This is a genomic window from Saccharothrix mutabilis subsp. mutabilis, from assembly GCF_039521145.1.
In the GTDB taxonomy this organism is placed as follows: domain Bacteria; phylum Actinomycetota; class Actinomycetes; order Mycobacteriales; family Pseudonocardiaceae; genus Actinosynnema; species Actinosynnema mutabilis.
The window spans coordinates 206,596-223,613 of record NZ_BAAABU010000007.1 but is presented as its reverse complement, the minus strand read 5'-3'; the positions used below and the strand labels follow the sequence as shown (position 1 = coordinate 223,613).

The window sequence follows — 17,018 nt, the reverse complement described above, 5'->3', positions numbered from 1 at the left end:
AGGCCAGCCGCCGCAGCGCTGCGCTGCCCGCCGGAACCGCAGCCGGCGGTGCGCGCCGCCGCGCCCCCGCCGCCGCGCCCCGCCGCCGGCCCCGAGGCCCCGCCGTCCGACGGCGAGCCCGACGCCGCGCCCCTCGCCGCCGCCGGCCCCTCGACGCCGCGCGCCTCGCCGCCGTCCGGCCGACTCACGCAGCCGCCGCCGCTCAGCCGGAGAGGCTTTCGCGACCGTTTTCCACGTGGCCGGCCAGGCGGCGGTGGAAGGTGGTGGTGCGGATGGTCAGGTCGTACCAGCCGTGGCGGAAGGCGGTCAGCCAGGGCACGGTTCGGCGTTTGCCCGGGCGCACCGCCACGCGGAAGTCCCGGCCGTCGCCCCGCACCTCGAACACCGCCTCGCGGTCGCCCGCGTTCGCCAACGTCACCGTCAGCACCCGGCTGTGGCCGTTCACCGACGACTCCACCCCCACCGACTCCCCCGCCACGCCGGCGAACTCCCGGCGGAAACCGTTCGGGCCCAGCACCGTGAAGCTGTACTCCCCCGTGAACGGCACGGTGAACTCCGTCGAACCCGCCACGTCGAAGTGCACCGGGTACTCGAACTCGCCGCGGTACGGGTACAGCGCCAGGTTCACGCTCGACTTCCCCGCGTTCCGCAACGACAACCGCACCGCCCCGTCCACCACCCGCCCCGCCACGTCCGGCTGGTACGGCAGCGGCCGGGCCGGGCGGGTGCCGGGTTCCTGCACGGGCATCCGCTGGTCGGCCGGCGGGGTGGGGCGCCAGCGCGGGGTGGCCGGGGGCACCGGGCCGGGGGCCGCCACCACCGGGCGGGTGCCGCGGCGGGTGAAGTCGAACGCTCCGGTCAGGTCGCCGGCCACACGGCGGCGCCACGCGCTGATGTTCGGTTCCGCCACGCCCAACCACCGCTCCAGGAACCGCGTGTTGGACGTGTGGTCGAAGACCTCCGAGCAGACGTACCCGCCGACCGTCCACGGCGACACCACCGTCATCGGCACGCGCGGGCCCAGGCCGAGCGGGCGGTCGCCCACGTGCTCGTCGCGCTCCGCGCGCGGTGGGCGAGGCGGAGGCACGTGGTCGAAGTAGCCGTCGTTCTCGTCGTAGGTGATGAACAGCGCGGTCGAGTCCCACACGTCCGGCACCGAGGCGAGCGCGTCCAGGACCTGGTAGGTGATGGAGGCGCTGGCGGCCGGGGAGGACGCGCCCGGGTGCTCCGAGTCCACCGAGGACGGGACCAGGTAGGAGACCGCGGGGAGGCGGCCCGACTCGACCGCGGCGCGGAACTCCGCGCCCAGCGAACCCGGCCGGACGCGGCGCAGGGCCGCGTCGTAGAGGGCGCGTTCCGGAGGGGACAGCAGCGCCACGCCTTCCTCCAGGCGCGCCAGTATCTCCAGTGGGTTGGTCGAGCGGAACACCGCCGCGTAGAAGGAGTCCAGGGACTTGTACGAGCCGCGCAGCGCCTTGCGGGCGATGTCCTTGAAGCGGGTGAAGAACTCCAGGTTGTTGTCCTGGTAGTTGTCCCACTCCTGGAACACCTTCCACGACACCCCGGCCTCCGTCAGCCGCTCGGGGTACGTGGTCCACGGGTAGCCGGGGTGGGTGTCCTCGGCGTACGCGGAGTTGCCGACGGCCCGCGCGCCCGACGCCTCGAAGCCCGTGTAGCCGCTCACCCAGTAGTTCCGGTTCGGGCTGGTTGACGTCGGCACCGAGCAGAAGTACGCGTCGCACAGCGTGAACGTGTCCGCCAGCTCGTAGTGGAACGGCAGGTCCAGCCGGTCGTAGTGGGCCATCGTCGCGGCCGTCTTGGCGGGCACCCAGTTGTCGTGCCAGCCGCCGCGCAGCGCCCGGTGGCCGCCGTCCCAGCTGTGGTCGAGGTCGCCGATGTACTGGACGTCCTTCGACCCGCGCGCCTCGCGCACCGAGAACGGCAGCACGCCGGACTGGTCGAACACGCCGTCGAGGGCGTTGCGGTCGGAGAACCCGCGCACCCCGCGCAGCGTTCCGTAGTAGTGGTCGAAGGACCTGTTCTCCTGCATGAGCAGGACGACGTGCTTGATCGCCGACAGGCCACCGCGCCGGGGCTCCCGCGCCAACGCCTCGTACACCGAGGGCGGCAACAGGGAACCCGCGGCGCCCAGGCCGGCGGCGGTGAGCAGGGTGCGACGCGAAACCGACATGACCGACGTTCTATCGGCCGTGGATGAACCTCAGGGGTTCTTGCGCACCAAGCCGGTGAAACCCGCGACGAACAGCGTGGCGAAGGCCCAAGCCAGCAGTTGCAGCACCCACGTCGAGACCACCACGAACGTGCCCAGGCCGGTCGTCGTGGGGATCTGGCACTTCACGCCCTCCGGCTTGGCCAGCGGGGTGACGGCGTTGAGGGCGTGGCCGATCTGGTCGACCGTCGAGCAGGAGCGCACGAGCCCGGACGGCCCGGCCACGCCCGCCACCAGGAGCACCGCGGTCAGCAGCGTGCCCAGGAGCCAGACCAGGGCCATCGCCGGGCGGTAGCCGTAGCCGACGGTCGCGCCGGTCACCCGGTGCCACAGGCGGCCCCAGCGGGACAGGCGGCCCCGGCGGACCAGGTCGCGCTGTTGCGCCACGCGGATGCGGCGCACGTCCCGTTCATTGCCGGCGGCCTGGTGGGCGGCGGCCAACTGGTTGTAGGGCTGGCTGGCGTACCAGGGGGTGCGCGCCGCCAGCAGGGTCAGCCACTCGTCCACGGTCGCGTCACGCGGCACGCCGGCGTAGGTGAGGCCGTCCAGCTCCACCGCGCCGTGCACCAGGGACGGGTTGAACAGGATCTCCATGCCCGCCCGGACCTGCTTCACGTCCAGCGCGAGCGCGCCGCGCAGCGAGCACCCGCGCAGCACGAGCTGGCCGCCCAGCCGGGCCCCTCGGATGCGCACCGCCGCGTACCGGTCGGACGTGGTGACGGCCTCGAACCCCTCGCCCAGGAACAGGTTCTCGTCCACCTGCATGTCCACGCCGAGCAGCGCCGACCCCGTCGAGGACAGCCGTGCGCCGTGGCAGCGCAGGCTGCCGCCGATGCGGGCGCCGTCGAAGCGGACCGTGCCCTCGGCGCGGACGTCGGTGAGGAACACCTGGCTGCCGGTGCGCAGCTTGGTGGCGTGCACCGCGTACCCGACGCCCTTGAACGACGAGCCGCGCAGGCTGACGTGCGCCCCGACCTCCGCCTCGCCCAGGTCGAGCGCCCAGCCGTCCTCGCAGGTCAGGCGGGCGTTCTGGAGCAGGAGGTAGTGGTCGAGCTTGAGCCAGGGCGCGGACACGGCGGGCGCGACCAGGCCGCTGAGGTCCACCGAGGCGAACCGGGCGCGGTCGAGCAGGACCGGCTCGGACGCGACGCAGTCGCGCAGCACCAGCGGGCGGGACACGCGCACGTCGGACAGGTCCAGCTGCCCGGAGACGCGCGCGCCGCTGATCCGGAGACCGCGTTGATCGAGGTCGTCGGTCAACAGGTCCCGGATCAGCGACGCGGGTACTTCCTGGTCGGTCAGGTCCACGGACTCGCCGCGGACCAGCCGGTCCGCTAAACGGTCACGCACCCGCTGCCGCGCGCAGGGCGTCGGCGCGGTCGGTGCTCTCCCACGGCAGCTCGACGTCGGTGCGGCCGAAGTGGCCGTACGCGGCGGTGGGCGCGTAGATCGGGCGCAGCAGGTCCAGGTCGCGGATGATCGCGGCCGGGCGCAGGTCGAAGACCTCGCTGATCGCCTGCTGGATCTTGGTCGGGTCCACGGTCTCGGTGCCGAAGGTCTCCACGAACAGGCCCACCGGCGCGGCCTTGCCGATCGCGTACGCCACCTGCACCTCGATGCGGGTCGCCAGGCCCGCGGCGACCGCGTTCTTGGCCACCCAGCGCATCGCGTACGCGGCGGAGCGGTCCACCTTCGACGGGTCCTTGCCGGAGAACGCGCCGCCACCGTGGCGGGCCATGCCGCCGTAGGTGTCCACGATGATCTTGCGGCCGGTCAGGCCGGCGTCGCCCATCGGGCCGCCGATGACGAAGCGGCCGGTCGGGTTCACCAGCAGGCGGACGTTGGCGGTGTCCAGGCCCAGCTCGGCGATCTCCGGCGCGACCACGTGCTCGCGCACGTCCACGCCCAGCAGCTTCTCCAGGTCGATGCCGTCGGCGTGCTGCGTGGACACCACGACGGTGTCCAGGCGCACCGGCTGGTCACCCGCGTACTCGATGGTGACCTGCGTCTTGCCGTCCGGGCGCAGGTACGGGATCGTCCCGTCCTTGCGCACCGCGGTCAGCCGCCGCGACAGGCGGTGCGCCAGCGCGATCGGCAGCGGCATCAGCTCCGGCGTGTCGGTGCACGCGTAGCCGAACATCAGGCCCTGGTCGCCCGCGCCCTGCTTGTCGATCTCGTCGCCGGCGCCCTCGACGCGCTCCTCGTAGGCGGTGTCCACGCCCTGCGCGATGTCGGGGGACTGCGAGCCGATGGCCACGTTCACGCCGCACGAGCGGCCGTCGAAGCCCTTGGCCGACGAGTCGTAGCCGATCTCCAGGATCTTCTCCCGCACGATCGACGGGATGTCCGCGTAGGTCTCCGTGGTGACCTCACCGGCCACGTGCACCTGGCCCGTGGTGATCAGGGTCTCCACCGCCACGCGCGATCGGGGGTCCTTCGCCAGCAACGCGTCCAGGATCGAGTCGCTGATCGCGTCGCAGATCTTGTCCGGGTGCCCCTCGGTCACCGACTCACTGGTGAACAGCCTGCTGCTGTGCTGGCTCACGGCACTCCCTATCTGGCATCCATGCGGTCGTCGAAGCTTATCCGGCGATCCGCCCAGCTGGTCATCGTCGGGCGGAAGGGGCTACGGCATCCCACAGTGCGGACGCCAGCCGGGCTTTCGACCCGTGCGGGATCGGGGTTTCGGCGCCGTCGGCGGACAGCAGCCACCCCGCGTTGTCCTCGACCTCGAACGCGCGGCCGTCGCCGACGGCGTTGACGACGAGGAAGTCGCAGCCCTTGCGCTTGAGCTTCGCGCGCCCGTACTCCAGGACGTCGGCCTCGCCGTCGCCGGTCTCGGCGGCGAACCCCACCACGACCTGCCCGTCCCGGCGGGCGGCGACCAGCTCGGCCAGGATGTCGGCGTTGCGGGTCAGGGCCACGGGGTCGGGGTCGCGGTCGGTCTTCTTGATCTTGTGCTCGGCGCTGGCCACCGGCCGGAAGTCGGCCACGGCGGCGGCCATCACGACCACGTCGGCGTCCTTCGCGACGAAGTGCATCGCGTCACGCAGCTCGGCGGCGGTGCCCACGCGCTCCAGCTCGACGCCGGCCGGGGTGGCCAGGTCGGCGGTGTGCGCGGCGACCAGCGTCACGCGCGCGCCGCGCTGGGCGGCGACGCGGGCCAGCGCGTAGCCCTGGCGGCCGGAGGACCGGTTGCCCAGGAACCGCACGGGGTCGAGCGGCTCACGCGTCCCACCCGCGGAGATGGCGACGTGGACGCCTTCGAGGTCGCGGGGCAGCGCGTCGGGGCGCTCCAGCAGCAGCCGGGCCAGCTCGACGATCTCGCTCGGCTCGGGCAGCCGGCCCTTGCCGGTGTCCTTGCCGGTCAGCCGCCCGCTGGCGGGTTCGGCGACGATCACGCCGCGCGACCGCAGCAGCGCCACGTTCGCCCGCGTCGCCGGGTGCTCCCACATCTCGGTGTGCATCGCGGGGACCAGCAGGACCGGGCAGCGCGCGGTCAGCAGGGTGTTGGTGAGCAGGTCGTCGGCCAGGCCGGCGGCGGCCTTGGCGAGCAGGTTGGCCGTGGCCGGGGCGACGAGGACCAGGTCGGCCTCCTGGCCCAGCTTGACGTGCTGCACCGACGGCACGTCGGAGAACACGTCGGCGTGCACGGGCTGCCCGGACAACGCCTCGAACGTGGCCGCGCCGACGAACTTCAGCGCGCCGTCCGTGGGCACGACGCGCACGGAGTGCCCGGACTCGGTGAGCCGGCGCAGCACCTCGCACGCCTTGTACGCGGCGATGCCCCCACCCACCCCGAGCACGACCCGGGGCTTGGCAGGGGCTTCAGACGCCTGCGTCACTCGCCCTCGGTGTGCTCAAGCAGACCCGCGTGGATCTCCCGGAGCGCGATCGACAGCGGCTTCTCGCGCGGGCCCGGCTCGACCAGCGGGCCGACGTACTCGAGCAGGCCCTCGCCGAGCTGCGCGTAGTAGTCGTTGATCTGACGCGCCCGCTTGGCCGCGTAGATCACCAGCGCGTACTTCGAGCTGACCTGCTCCAGCAGGTCGTCGATCGGCGGGTTGGTGATGCCCTCCGGGGAACCCGACAGCGGGCCCAGCTCGGTGTGCGTGGTCACTCGTCAACGCTCCTGCGGTTGGTTGTGCAAAGCGGGTGGCGTCCTGCAGCCGCCGCGGACACGCGTCATCACGCGTCGGGCGCTGGGCCGACCACCAAGTGTAGCAAGCGCGCGGCGGCGGATTTCACGTCGTCGTTCACGACGACCTGGTCGAACTCGGGTTCGGCCGCCAGTTCCTCGCGGGCGATCTCCAGCCGGCGCGCCACCACGGCGGGGTCCTCGGTGCCGCGGCCGGTCAGCCGCCCCACCAGGTCCTCCCAGGACGGGGGCGCGAGCATCACCAGCTGGGCCTCCGGCATGGCCGCCCGGACCTGGCGCGCGCCCTGGAGCTCGATCTCCAGCAGCGACGGCCGCCCGGACGCCAGCGCCGCCACGACGGGCGCGCGGGGCGTGCCGTAGCAGTTGCCCGCGAACTCGGCGTGCTCCAGCAGCTCGCCGTTCGAGACCATCTCGTCGAACTCGGCCCGGTCCACGAAGTGGTAGTGGACGCCGTCGACCTCGCCCGGCCTCGGCTTCCGGGTGGTCACCGAGACGCTGAAGTGCACATCGGGCCCCATGCGCCGCAGCTCGGCCAGCACGCTGGACTTGCCGACGCCCGAGGGCCCGCTCAGGACGGTGAGGCGGGGCCGGGCGCGCACGCCCGACCCCGCCCCGGTGCCATCAGTCACTCGCCGCTGAACTCGGTGAGCAGCGCCTTGCGCTGCCGCTCGCCGAGGCCGCGCAGCCGACGGCTCGGAGCGATCTCAAGCCGCTCCATGATCTGCTGCGCGCGAACCTTGCCGACGCCCGGAAGGGCTTCGAGCAGCGCGGACACCTTCATCTTGCCAAGGACCTCGTCGCTCTCGGCGGCCTTCAGCACGTCCGTCAGGGTCGTGCCGCCACGCTTGAGGCGCTCCTTGAGCTCAGCCCGAGCGCGACGAGCGGCAGCAGCCTTCTCCAGCGCTGCGGCCCGCTGCTCCTCGGTAAGCTGGGGAAGGGCCACGATTTCCTCCGTGGTGTGGGAATTTCAATTCTGGATCGGTGCCGCGACCGTACTCCAAGCGCAATTGCCTGGGCGCAAGGTGGTCCCAGTCAGGTGAAACTTTTCCAGCGCCTGGTTGCCGCGGCGGGTGGTAGTAGTACCAACACCCCCCGACGCCTCCGCCACCGCCACCGGTAACGCCCTGCGCACGACCCCTGTGGTATGCGCTCGATGGGGTATGGACCCGTCGGTGGCCAGGACCGTACCAAACAACGTTTACGCAGGTGAGCGGACACCGCAAAGCGTGTCGCGATTTGATGGTGATCACATCTCCAGGGAGTCCCCCACGCGCCGCGCCGCAGACCGCAAGGATGCGGAGTCCGGGCCGTGCTTGAGGACGTCCCGGGAGCTGGTCGGCAGCACCCCGCGCAGCTCGTCCCCGAACAGCCGGCGCAGGTCCGCCACGGTCGCGCCCTGAGCGCCGAACCCCGGTGCCAGGACGTATCCGTGCAGGTCAGACAGGTCGATGTCGAGCCGGTCGAGGGTCGCGCCGACGACCAGGCCGACGTCACCGAGCGGGTCGGCGCCGGCGTTGCGGCGGGCCGCCTCGTCCACCACCGACTGCGCGACCGAGCCCCCGGAGGGGACCTCCGCGCACTGCACGGAGGCCCCTTCCGGGTTGGACGTGCGGGCGAGCACGAACACGCCGCGCCCGCTCGCCCGTGCGGCTTCGAGCGCCGGTTCCAGGGAGCCGAACCCGAGGTAGGGCGACAGGGTGACCGCGTCGCCGGCCAGCGGCGAGCCGTCGGACAGGTACGCCTGGGCGTAGGCCGCCATGGTCGAGCCGATGTCGCCGCGCTTGGCGTCCACCAGAACCGGCGTCCCGGCGTCCCTGAGGTCCGCCAGGACGCGTTCGAGGACCGCCACGCCCTTCGAGCCGTGGGACTCGAAGAACGCCGCCTGCGGCTTCACCAGGGCCACGTGACCGCCGAACGCCTCGACGCAGGTCAGGGCGAACCGCTCCAACCCGGAGACGTCCCGGGGCAGCCCCCAGGCGTCGAGCAGGCCGGGGTGCGGGTCGATGCCCACGCACAGCGGTCCGTGCTGCGAGACGGCCTTGGCCAGCCGCTGCGCGAAGGTCATCCCTCACCCCGCAGCGCCGCCTGGAGGGCCTGCAACGGCCGGACGCCGATGTCGCCCCGGATGGCCGCCTCGATGCCGTGCACGGCCGCCGCCGCGCCCTGGATCGTGGTGACGCACGGGATGTCCTTGGCGACCGCCGCCGTGCGGATCTCGTAGCCGTCCACGCGGGGCCCGCTGTTGCCGTACGGGGTGTTGATGATCATGTCGACGTGGCCGTCGAGGATGGCGTCGACGATGTTCTTCTCGCCGTCGGAGTGCTTGCGGACCACCGTGCACGGGATGCCGTTGCGCCGCAGCACCTCGGCCGTGCCCTCGGTGGCCAGCACCTCGAAGCCCAGGTCGGCCAGCCGCTTGACCGGGAAGATCATGGCCCGCTTGTCCCGGTTGGCCACCGACACGAACACCCGGCCCGACGTGGGCAGGGAGCCGTAGGAGGCGGTCTGGGACTTGGCGAAGGCGGTGCCGAAGGACACGTCGATGCCCATGACCTCGCCGGTGGACTTCATCTCCGGCCCGAGCAGCGAGTCCACCCCGTGGCCCTCCGGCGTGCGGAACCGGTGGAAGGGCAGCACGGCCTCCTTGACCGCGACCGGCGCGTGCTGGGGCAGCTTCGCGCCGTCGCCGGTGGCCGGCAGCAGGCCCTCGGCGCGCAGGTCGGCGATGCTCGCGCCGAGCATGATCCGGGCCGCGGCCTTGGCCAGCGGCACCGCCGTCGCCTTGGACACGAACGGCACCGTGCGGGACGCGCGCGGGTTGGCCTCCAGCACGTACAGGACGTCGTCCTTGAGCGCGTACTGGACGTTGAGCAGGCCGCGCACGCCGATGCCCTCCGCGATGGCCCGGGTGGACCGGCGGACGTTGTCGATGTCGGTCTCGCCCAGGGTGATCGGGGGCAGGGCGCAGGCCGAGTCGCCGGAGTGCACGCCGGCCTCCTCGATGTGCTCCATCACGCCGCCGATGAACACGTCCTCGCCGTCGAACAGGGCGTCCACGTCGATCTCGATGGCGTCGTCGAGGAACCGGTCGACCAGCACCGGGTGCTCCGGGGAGACCTCGGTGGCGCGGGCGATGTAGCTCTTGAGCGACTGCTCGTCGTAGACGATCTCCATGCCGCGCCCGCCCAGCACGTACGACGGGCGCACCAGCACCGGGTAGCCGATCTCGTCGGCGATCTTCTTGGCCTGCGCGAACGAGGTCGCGGTGCCGTACTTCGGCGCGGGCAGGCCCGCGTCGGTGAGCACCTGGCCGAACGCGCCGCGGTCCTCGGCGAGGTGGATGGCGTGCGGCGGGGTGCCCACGACCGGGACGCCCGCCTCCTCCAGCCGGCGCGCCAGGCCCAGCGGGGTCTGGCCGCCCAGCTGCACGACGACGCCCGCGACGGTGCCCGAGCGCTGCTCGGAGTGCACGACCTCCAGCACGTCCTCGAAGGTCAGCGGCTCGAAGTAGAGGCGGTCGGAGGTGTCGTAGTCGGTGGAGACGGTCTCGGGGTTGCAGTTGACCATCACCGTCTCGTACCCGGCGGCCCGCAGCGCCATGGCCGCGTGCACGCACGAGTAGTCGAACTCGATGCCCTGGCCGATGCGGTTGGGGCCCGAGCCCAGGATCAGCACCTTCGGCTTGTCGGGCTGCTCGGTCACCTCGGTCTCGGCCTCGGGGTCCAGCTCGTAGGCCGAGTAGTGGTACGGGGTGCGCGCGGCGAACTCGGCGGCGCAGGTGTCCACGGTCTTGAACACCGGCCGCACGCCCAGGCGGTGCCGCAGGTTGCGCACGCCGTCCTCACCTGCCAGTTCGGCGCGCAGCGCGGCGATCTGGCGGTCGGACAGGCCCGCCCGCTTGGCCTTGCGCAGCAGGTCCGCGCCCAGCACGGGGGCGTCCTCGATCTCCCGGCGCAGCTCGACCAGCCAGGCGATCTGCTCGATGAACCACGGGTCGATCTTGGAGGCCTCGTGCGCCTGCTCGATGGTCGCGCCCAGGCGCAACGCGCGTTCCAACGTGTAGAGGCGTCCGTCGTGGCCCTTTCGGAGGGCGTCCAGAGTGGACTCCAGGCTCTCCTCGGGGTCCGGGGTGGTCCAGAAACCGCCCGCCTTGGTCTCCATGGACCGCAGCGCTTTTCCGAGCGCCTCGATGAAGCTGCGGCCGATGGACATCGCCTCGCCGACGGACTTCATCGTCGTGGTGAGCGTCCGGTCCGCGCCGGGGAACTTCTCGAAAGCGAACCGCGGCACCTTCACCACGACGTAGTCGAGCGTCGGTTCGAAACTCGCCGGCGTCTCGCCGGTGATGTCGTTGCGGATTTCGTCGAGCGTGTACCCGATGGCCAGTTTCGCGGCGATCTTGGCGATCGGGAAACCGGTCGCCTTGGACGCCAGCGCCGAGGAACGCGACACCCGCGGGTTCATCTCGATCACGACCATGCGGCCGTTCTCGGGGTTGAACGCGAACTGGATGTTGCAGCCGCCGGTGTCCACGCCGACCTCGCGGATGACGGCGATGCCGACGTCGCGCATCTGCTGGAACTCGCGGTCGGTCAGGGTCATCGCGGGCGCGACGGTCACCGAGTCGCCGGTGTGCACGCCCATCGGGTCGATGTTCTCGATGGAGCACACGACCACGACGTTGTCGTTGCGGTCGCGCATCAGCTCCAGCTCGTACTCCTTCCAGCCGAGCACGCTCTCCTCGATCAGCACCTCGGTGACCGGGGACTCCGCGAGGCCGGTGGCGGCCAGCCGCTCCAGCTCCTCGTGGGTGTGCGCCATGCCCGAGCCGAGGCCGCCCATGGTGAACGACGGCCGGATGACCACCGGGAGGCCCAGCTCCGCGACGGTCTCGCGGACCTCCTCCATGGTCTTGCACACCGCGCTGCGCGGGACCTCCGCGCCGATCTTGCGCACGATGTCCTTGAACATCTGCCGGTCCTCGCCGCGCTGGATGGCGTCGATGTCCGCGCCGATCAGCTCGACGTCGTACTTCTCCAGCACGCCCCGCTCGTGCAGGGCGATGGCGGTGTTCAGCGCGGTCTGGCCGCCCAGGGTCGCCAGGACGGCGTCCGGGCGCTCGGCGGCGATGACCTTCTCCACGAACTCCGGGGTGATCGGCTCGACGTAGGTGGCGTCGGCGAACTCCGGGTCGGTCATGATCGTCGCGGGGTTGGAGTTGACGAGGCTGACCCGCAGGCCCTCCTCGCGCAGCACGCGGCACGCCTGGGTGCCGGAGTAGTCGAACTCGCAGGCCTGGCCGATGACGATCGGGCCCGAGCCGATGACGAGCACGTGCTTGAGATCGGTCCTCTTCGGCATGTCAGCGCCCCTGCTCCATCATCGTCACGAACTCGTCGAACAGCGGGGCGGCGTCGTGCGGACCGGCCGCCGCCTCCGGGTGGTACTGCACGCTGAACGCGGGCACCTCCAGGGCGCGCACGCCCTCGACCGTGCCGTCGTTCGGGCAGTAGTGGCTGAGCTGGACGCGGCCGAAGTCGGAGGCGAACTCCTCCCCCGGCTCGCCCTCCAGGGCGAAGCCGTGGTTCTGCGCGGTGATGGCCACCTTGCCGGTCGCGACGTCGATGACCGGGATGTTGATGCCGCGGTGCCCGTAGCGCATCTTGTAGGTGTCGCGGCCCAGCGCGCGGCCCAGGATCTGGTTGCCGAAGCAGATGCCGAACAGCGGCACCTTCCGGTCCAGGACGTTGCGGGTCAGCTCCACGGCGTGCGCCTGGGTGGCGGGGTCGCCGGGGCCGTTGGACAGGAAGACGCCGTCGGGCTTGACCGACAGCACGTCGTCCACGGTGGAGGTCAGCGGCAGGACGTGCACCTCGATGCCGCGCGCGGCCATCATCCGCGGGGTGTTGGACTTGATGCCCAGGTCCAGCGCGGCCACGCGGAAGCGGCGCTCGCCGATCGCGTCCACCACGTACGGCTGCGGCGTGGTGACGTCGCCCGCGAGGTCGGCGCCCTTCATCTGCGGCGAGGTGCGGACGCGGTCGAGCATCTCCTCGACGCTGCCCAGCTCGTCGCCGGAGAACACGCCCGCGCGCATCGCGCCCTGCTCGCGCAGGTGGCGGGTGAGCATGCGGGTGTCGATGCCCGCGATCCCGACGACGCCCTGGCGCACCAGCTCGTCGTCCAGGCTGCGCGTGGACCGCCAGTTCGACGGCACCCGCGCGGGGTCGCGCACCACGTAGCCGGCGACCCAGATGCGGCCGGACTCGTCGTCCTCGTCGTTCCAGCCGGTGTTGCCGATCTGCGGCGCGGTCTGCACCACGATCTGGCGGTGGTAGGAGGGGTCGGTCAGCGTCTCCTGGTAGCCGGTCATGCCGGTGGAGAACACGACCTCGCCGAGGCTCGCGCCGATCGCGCCGTAGGACTCGCCGCGGAACACGCGGCCGTCCTCCAGGACCAGCGCCGCGGCCGTCGTTGCCGGAGAAGTCACTTGCGGCCTCCCAGTGCCTGCACCCACTGCTCGTACACGTCCTTGTCGTCGCCGCGGAACCCGGTGTCGAAGGTGTGGCCGGCGTTGCGCCAGCGCAGCACCAGCAGGCCGTCCGGGCCCATCACCTTGCCCGCGAGGCCGCGGGCGGTGCGGGCGTCCAGGACGTCCTCCAACGGGATCCACATCGGGCTCGCGCCGGTGCGCTCGACCAGCACACCGGTGTCGGTCAGCTTCAGGGTCGCCTCGGCGCGGTGGCCGATGTCGCCCACGGCGACCCGGTCCTGCCAGTTGTCGCCGAGGGTCGTGCCCACGTACACGCCGGTGGTCTCCAGCGTCGCCGCGCCGGTGGCCGCGGGCGGCTGGGGGAAGGCGGGCAGCGCCGCCTGGCGCTTCGCGCGGTTCTGCCAGCCCCGCCACATGCCGTAGAGGCACAGCAGGAACACGGCCAGGATCGCCAGGGACAGCAGGACGCGGGTCATGCCGGGATCCTTCCGCTGGTCGCCGTCACGCGCCCGCGCAGCACCGTGGCCACGACCCGGCCGGGCAGCTCCATGCCCTCGAACGGCGTGTTGGCCGAGATGCTGGCCAGCTCCGCGCCGCGCACGGTCCACCGGGCGTCCGGGTCCACCAGGACCAGGTTGGCGGGCTCGCCGACCTCGATCGGACGGCCCTGGTCGGGCAGGCCCGCGATCGCGGCGGGGCGCTCGCTCATCACCCGCGCCACGCCGCGCCAGTCCAGCAGACCGGTCTCGACCATGGTCGCCACGACGATCGAGAGGGCGGTCTGGAGGCCGAGCATGCCGGGGCGGGCGGCGGACCACTCGCAGTCCTTGTCCTGCACGGCGTGCGGGGCGTGGTCGGTGGCGACGCAGTCGATCGTGCCGTCCGCGAGGGCCTGGCGCAGCGCCTCGACGTCGGCGCCGGTCCGCAGCGGCGGGTTGACCTTGTTGACCGGGTCGTAGGTCGCCAGCCGGTCGTCGGTCAGCAGCAGGTGGTGCGGGGTGACCTCGGCGGAGACCTTCGTGCCCCGGGCCTTGGCCCACTTCAGCACGTCCGCGGTGCCCGAGGTGGACACGTGGCAGACGTGCAGGCGGGCGCCCACCTGCTTGGCCAGCAGGCAGTCGCGGGCCACGATCGCCTCCTCGGCGGCGGCCGGCCAGCCCTGCAGGCCCAGGCGCGAGGCCTGCTCGCCCTCGTGGGCCTGCGCGCCGACGGTCAGCCGGGGCTCCTCGGCGTGCTGCGCGACCACCACGTCCAGCGCCTTGGAGTACTCCAGCGCGCGGCGCATGATCAGCGGGTCGTGCACGCAGTGGCCGTCGTCGGAGAACACCCGGACGCCGGTCTTGGCCATCGTGCCCAGCTCGGCGAGCTTCTCGCCCTTCAGGCCCACGGTGACCGCGCCGACCGGGTGGACGTCCACCAGGCCGACCTCCCGGCCCCGGCGGGCGACGTGCTCGACCACGACCGCGTTGTCCGCGACCGGGTCGGTGTTGGCCATCGCGAAGACCGCCGTGTAGCCGCCCAGGGCGGCGGCGCGGGACCCGGTCTCGATGGTCTCGGTGTCCTCGCGGCCCGGCTCGCGCAGGTGGGTGTGCAGGTCGACGAAGCCGGGGAGCAGGACCGCGCCATCGGCCTCGACGACCTCGGCGTCCCCCGCGTCCGGGGACCCGATCTCCGCGATGACCCCGTCGCGGACCAGCACGTCCACCGGGTCGCCTTCGCCGTACGGTCGTACTCCCCTGAGGATCAGGGTGCTCACGGGGTCTCCTCCTCGTGTGCAAGCAGGTGGTAGAGGACGGCCATGCGCACGTGCACGCCGTTGCGCACCTGGTCGGTGATGGCCGCGCGCGGCGAGTCGGCGACCGACGAGGCGATCTCCATCCCGCGCAGCATCGGACCGGGGTGCAGCACCACGGCGTGGTCGGGCAGCAGGGCCAGGCGGCGCTCGTTGAGGCCGTAGGCGATCGAGTACTCGCGGGCGCTGGGGAAGAACCCGCCGTGCATCCGCTCGGCCTGCACGCGCAGCAGCATCACGGCGTCCTGGCTGGGCAGGTCGGCGTCCAGGTCGTGCGACACCGTGACCGGCCAGCGCTCCACACCGCTGGGCAGCAGGGTCGGCGGGGCGACCAGGGTCACGTGCGCGCCCAGGGCGGTGAGCAGGTGGACGTTCGAGCGGGCGACCCGGCTGTGCAGGACGTCGCCGACGATCGCGATCCGGCGGTCACGCAGCTCGCCCAGCCGCTCGCGCAGCGTGGCCGCGTCCAGCAGGGCCTGGGTGGGGTGCTCGTGCATGCCGTCGCCGGCGTTCACCACGGACGTGCCGGTGTGCTTGAGCCAGTCGGCCAGCCGGTGGGCGGCCCCGGACGCCGGGTGGCGCACGATCACGCAGTCCGCGCCGGCCGCCGCGAGGGTCAGCGCGGTGTCGCGCAGCGACTCGCCCTTGCTGACGCTGGAGCCCGACGAGGAGACGTTGACCACGTCCGCGCTCATCCACTTGCCCGCGATCTCGAAGCTCACGCGGGTGCGGGTGGAGTTCTCGTAGAACATCGTGATGACGGTGCGCCCGCGCAGCGTCGGCAGCTTGCGCACCTCACGCCCCTCCAGGGACTTCTTGAGGTTCGCGGCCGTGTCCAGGATCGCGGTGGCCTCCGCCGGGTCGATGCCCTCGGTGGACAGCAGGTGCCTCACCGCAGCACCACCCCGTCGCGCTGGTCGAACTCCTCCAGCAGCACGTGGACCTCCTCGGACCGGGCGGTGGGGACGTTCTTGCCCACGTAGTCCGCGCGGATCGGCAGCTCCCGGTGCCCCCGGTCGACCAGCACCGCCAGCTGCACGGCGCGGGGCCGGCCGTGGTCGCGCAGGGCGTCCAGGGCGGCGCGGATCGTGCGGCCGGAGAACAGGACGTCGTCGACGAGGACGACGAGGCGGTCGTCGATGCCGCCCTCGGGCAGCCGCGTGGCCTCCAGCGGGCGCGTGGGGCCCCGGCGCAGGTCGTCCCGGTAGAGGGTCACGTCCAGCGTGCCGGTGGGCACGGCCACGGAGCTGAACTCCCGGATCTTCGCCGCGAGGCGGCGGGCGAGCGGCGCACCCCGGCTCGGAATCCCCATCAGGACTACTTCGGGTGCGCTCGGTGCATCGAGAGCGGTCTTCTCGATGATCTGATGGGCCATTCGGGCGACAGTGCGCGCGACGTCGCCGGCCGACAGGAGCTCGCGCTCCCCGGCCGGGTCCGTCGCGCCACGTTGACGTGGCGCCACGGTTGGACCTCCTTCCCCGCCTCGCTGGACGGGTCCTTAAAGGACGTCGGACACCCGGTTGCGACCGGGCTGACCAGCACCGTATCAGGTTCCGGGGTTCGATCGACCGGGTGGTCCGCGTGGTCTCGCCCACCTGGGCCGGCGAGATCAGCTTGACCTGGTGACCACGGAGAGCAATCATTACTCTGCGTATTGATCTAAGCCTCCCCGCGGCAGTCCCCTACCGGCTGACGGGGCGAATGAACGGAGAACCGCCACATGGGCGACTACGCCAAGGCGCTGGGGGCAAAGCTCCGCGCGATCCGCCAGCAGCAGGGCTTGTCTTTGCACGGCGTCGAGCAGAAGTCCGGCGGTCGCTGGAAGGCCGTGGTCGTGGGCTCGTACGAGCGCGGAGACCGGGCCGTGACCGTGCAGAAGCTCGCGGAGCTGGCCGACTTCTACGGTGTGCCGGTCGCGGAGCTGCTCCCCGAGGGCCGCGTGCCGTCGGGCGCCGAACCCGCGACGAAGATCGTGATCAACCTGGAACGCCTGCAACAGCTCCCCGCGGAGAAGGTCGGCCCGCTCGCGCGGTACGCGGCCACCATCCAGAGCCAGCGCGGCGACTACAACGGCAAGGTCCTGTCGATCCGCACGGAGGACCTGCGCTCCCTGGCGATCATCTACGACATGACGCCGGGCGAGCTGACCGAGCAGCTCATCGACTGGGGCGTCCTGCCGCCCGAGGCGCGCCCGGCCAAGGAAGACTGAGCACGCGTTGCGCACTGGGACGGGCAACTGACGACGAGGGCCGCTCTACGTGGAGGGCGGCCCTGGCCGTGGGCCCCGCGCGGGCCTGAACAGCACGAAACCCCCGACAGGACGCACCTGACGGGGGTTCGCGTC

General features: G+C 72.2%; 15 protein-coding genes. 1 reads left to right on the top strand and 14 read right to left on the bottom strand.

The features are described 5' to 3' along the window. Window positions 1–202: 202 nt before the first annotated feature. The 14 genes from ABD126_RS18755 to pyrR form a co-directional block, all read right to left on the bottom strand. Window positions 203–2,191 carry a phosphocholine-specific phospholipase C gene (locus ABD126_RS18755; RefSeq protein WP_343935158.1) on the bottom strand — a complete coding sequence of 663 codons (1,989 nt, stop codon included), beginning with the start codon at window positions 2,189–2,191 and terminating at the stop codon, window positions 203–205. 30 nt (window positions 2,192–2,221) lie between these two features. Continuing rightward, the gene (locus ABD126_RS18750) at window positions 2,222–3,580 is read right to left on the bottom strand and encodes a hypothetical protein (RefSeq protein ID WP_343935157.1); all 1,359 of its coding nucleotides are present in this window, start codon (window positions 3,578–3,580) and stop codon (window positions 2,222–2,224) included. Continuing rightward, window positions 3,573–4,775, bottom strand: coding sequence for a methionine adenosyltransferase (gene metK / locus ABD126_RS18745; protein ID WP_343935156.1), 1,203 nt, complete (start codon window positions 4,773–4,775; stop codon window positions 3,573–3,575). The genes ABD126_RS18750 and metK overlap by 8 nt, the downstream gene beginning before the upstream one ends. A gap of 61 nt (window positions 4,776–4,836) precedes the next feature. After that, window positions 4,837–6,075: a bifunctional phosphopantothenoylcysteine decarboxylase/phosphopantothenate--cysteine ligase CoaBC gene (gene coaBC, locus ABD126_RS18740; protein WP_343935155.1), complete on the bottom strand. Its 1,239-nt coding sequence runs from the start codon at window positions 6,073–6,075 to the stop codon at window positions 4,837–4,839. Beyond that, on the bottom strand, window positions 6,072–6,350 hold the full coding sequence (gene rpoZ / locus ABD126_RS18735; RefSeq protein ID WP_015103666.1) for a DNA-directed RNA polymerase subunit omega: 279 nt from the start codon (window positions 6,348–6,350) through the stop codon (window positions 6,072–6,074). The genes coaBC and rpoZ overlap by 4 nt, the downstream gene beginning before the upstream one ends. Before the next feature lie 68 nt (window positions 6,351–6,418). Then, entirely contained in the window at window positions 6,419–7,018 is a 600-nt protein-coding gene (gmk, locus tag ABD126_RS18730; protein WP_343935154.1) for a guanylate kinase, read from the bottom strand. Next, on the bottom strand, window positions 7,015–7,332 hold the full coding sequence (gene mihF / locus ABD126_RS18725) for an integration host factor, actinobacterial type (protein ID WP_033427832.1): 318 nt from the start codon (window positions 7,330–7,332) through the stop codon (window positions 7,015–7,017). Before mihF ends, gmk begins: the two co-directional genes overlap by 4 nt. A gap of 303 nt (window positions 7,333–7,635) precedes the next feature. Continuing rightward, window positions 7,636–8,454, bottom strand: coding sequence for an orotidine-5'-phosphate decarboxylase (gene pyrF / locus ABD126_RS18720; protein WP_343935153.1), 819 nt, complete (start codon window positions 8,452–8,454; stop codon window positions 7,636–7,638). Continuing rightward, the gene (carB, locus tag ABD126_RS18715) at window positions 8,451–11,750 is read right to left on the bottom strand and encodes a carbamoyl-phosphate synthase large subunit (protein ID WP_343935152.1); all 3,300 of its coding nucleotides are present in this window, start codon (window positions 11,748–11,750) and stop codon (window positions 8,451–8,453) included. Before carB ends, pyrF begins: the two co-directional genes overlap by 4 nt. Before the next feature lies 1 nt (window position 11,751). Next, the gene (gene carA / locus ABD126_RS18710; protein WP_343935151.1) at window positions 11,752–12,879 is read right to left on the bottom strand and encodes a glutamine-hydrolyzing carbamoyl-phosphate synthase small subunit; all 1,128 of its coding nucleotides are present in this window, start codon (window positions 12,877–12,879) and stop codon (window positions 11,752–11,754) included. Continuing rightward, window positions 12,876–13,358: a PH-like domain-containing protein gene (locus ABD126_RS18705; protein ID WP_343935150.1), complete on the bottom strand. Its 483-nt coding sequence runs from the start codon at window positions 13,356–13,358 to the stop codon at window positions 12,876–12,878. The genes carA and ABD126_RS18705 overlap by 4 nt, the downstream gene beginning before the upstream one ends. Further along, on the bottom strand, window positions 13,355–14,638 hold the full coding sequence (locus ABD126_RS18700) for a dihydroorotase (RefSeq protein WP_343935149.1): 1,284 nt from the start codon (window positions 14,636–14,638) through the stop codon (window positions 13,355–13,357). The genes ABD126_RS18705 and ABD126_RS18700 overlap by 4 nt, the downstream gene beginning before the upstream one ends. Beyond that, a complete protein-coding gene (locus tag ABD126_RS18695) occupies window positions 14,635–15,567 on the bottom strand; it encodes an aspartate carbamoyltransferase catalytic subunit (RefSeq protein WP_343935148.1) in 933 nt (310 codons plus the stop codon). The genes ABD126_RS18700 and ABD126_RS18695 overlap by 4 nt, the downstream gene beginning before the upstream one ends. Then, a complete protein-coding gene (gene pyrR / locus ABD126_RS18690) occupies window positions 15,564–16,136 on the bottom strand; it encodes a bifunctional pyr operon transcriptional regulator/uracil phosphoribosyltransferase PyrR (protein WP_343935147.1) in 573 nt (190 codons plus the stop codon). The genes ABD126_RS18695 and pyrR overlap by 4 nt, the downstream gene beginning before the upstream one ends. A 258-nt stretch (window positions 16,137–16,394) precedes the next feature. On the opposite strand from pyrR, the gene bldD reads away from it, so the two are divergent. After that, entirely contained in the window at window positions 16,395–16,883 is a 489-nt protein-coding gene (gene bldD / locus ABD126_RS18685; protein ID WP_015103676.1) for a transcriptional regulator BldD, read from the top strand. The last annotated feature ends 135 nt before the right edge of the window (window positions 16,884–17,018 follow it).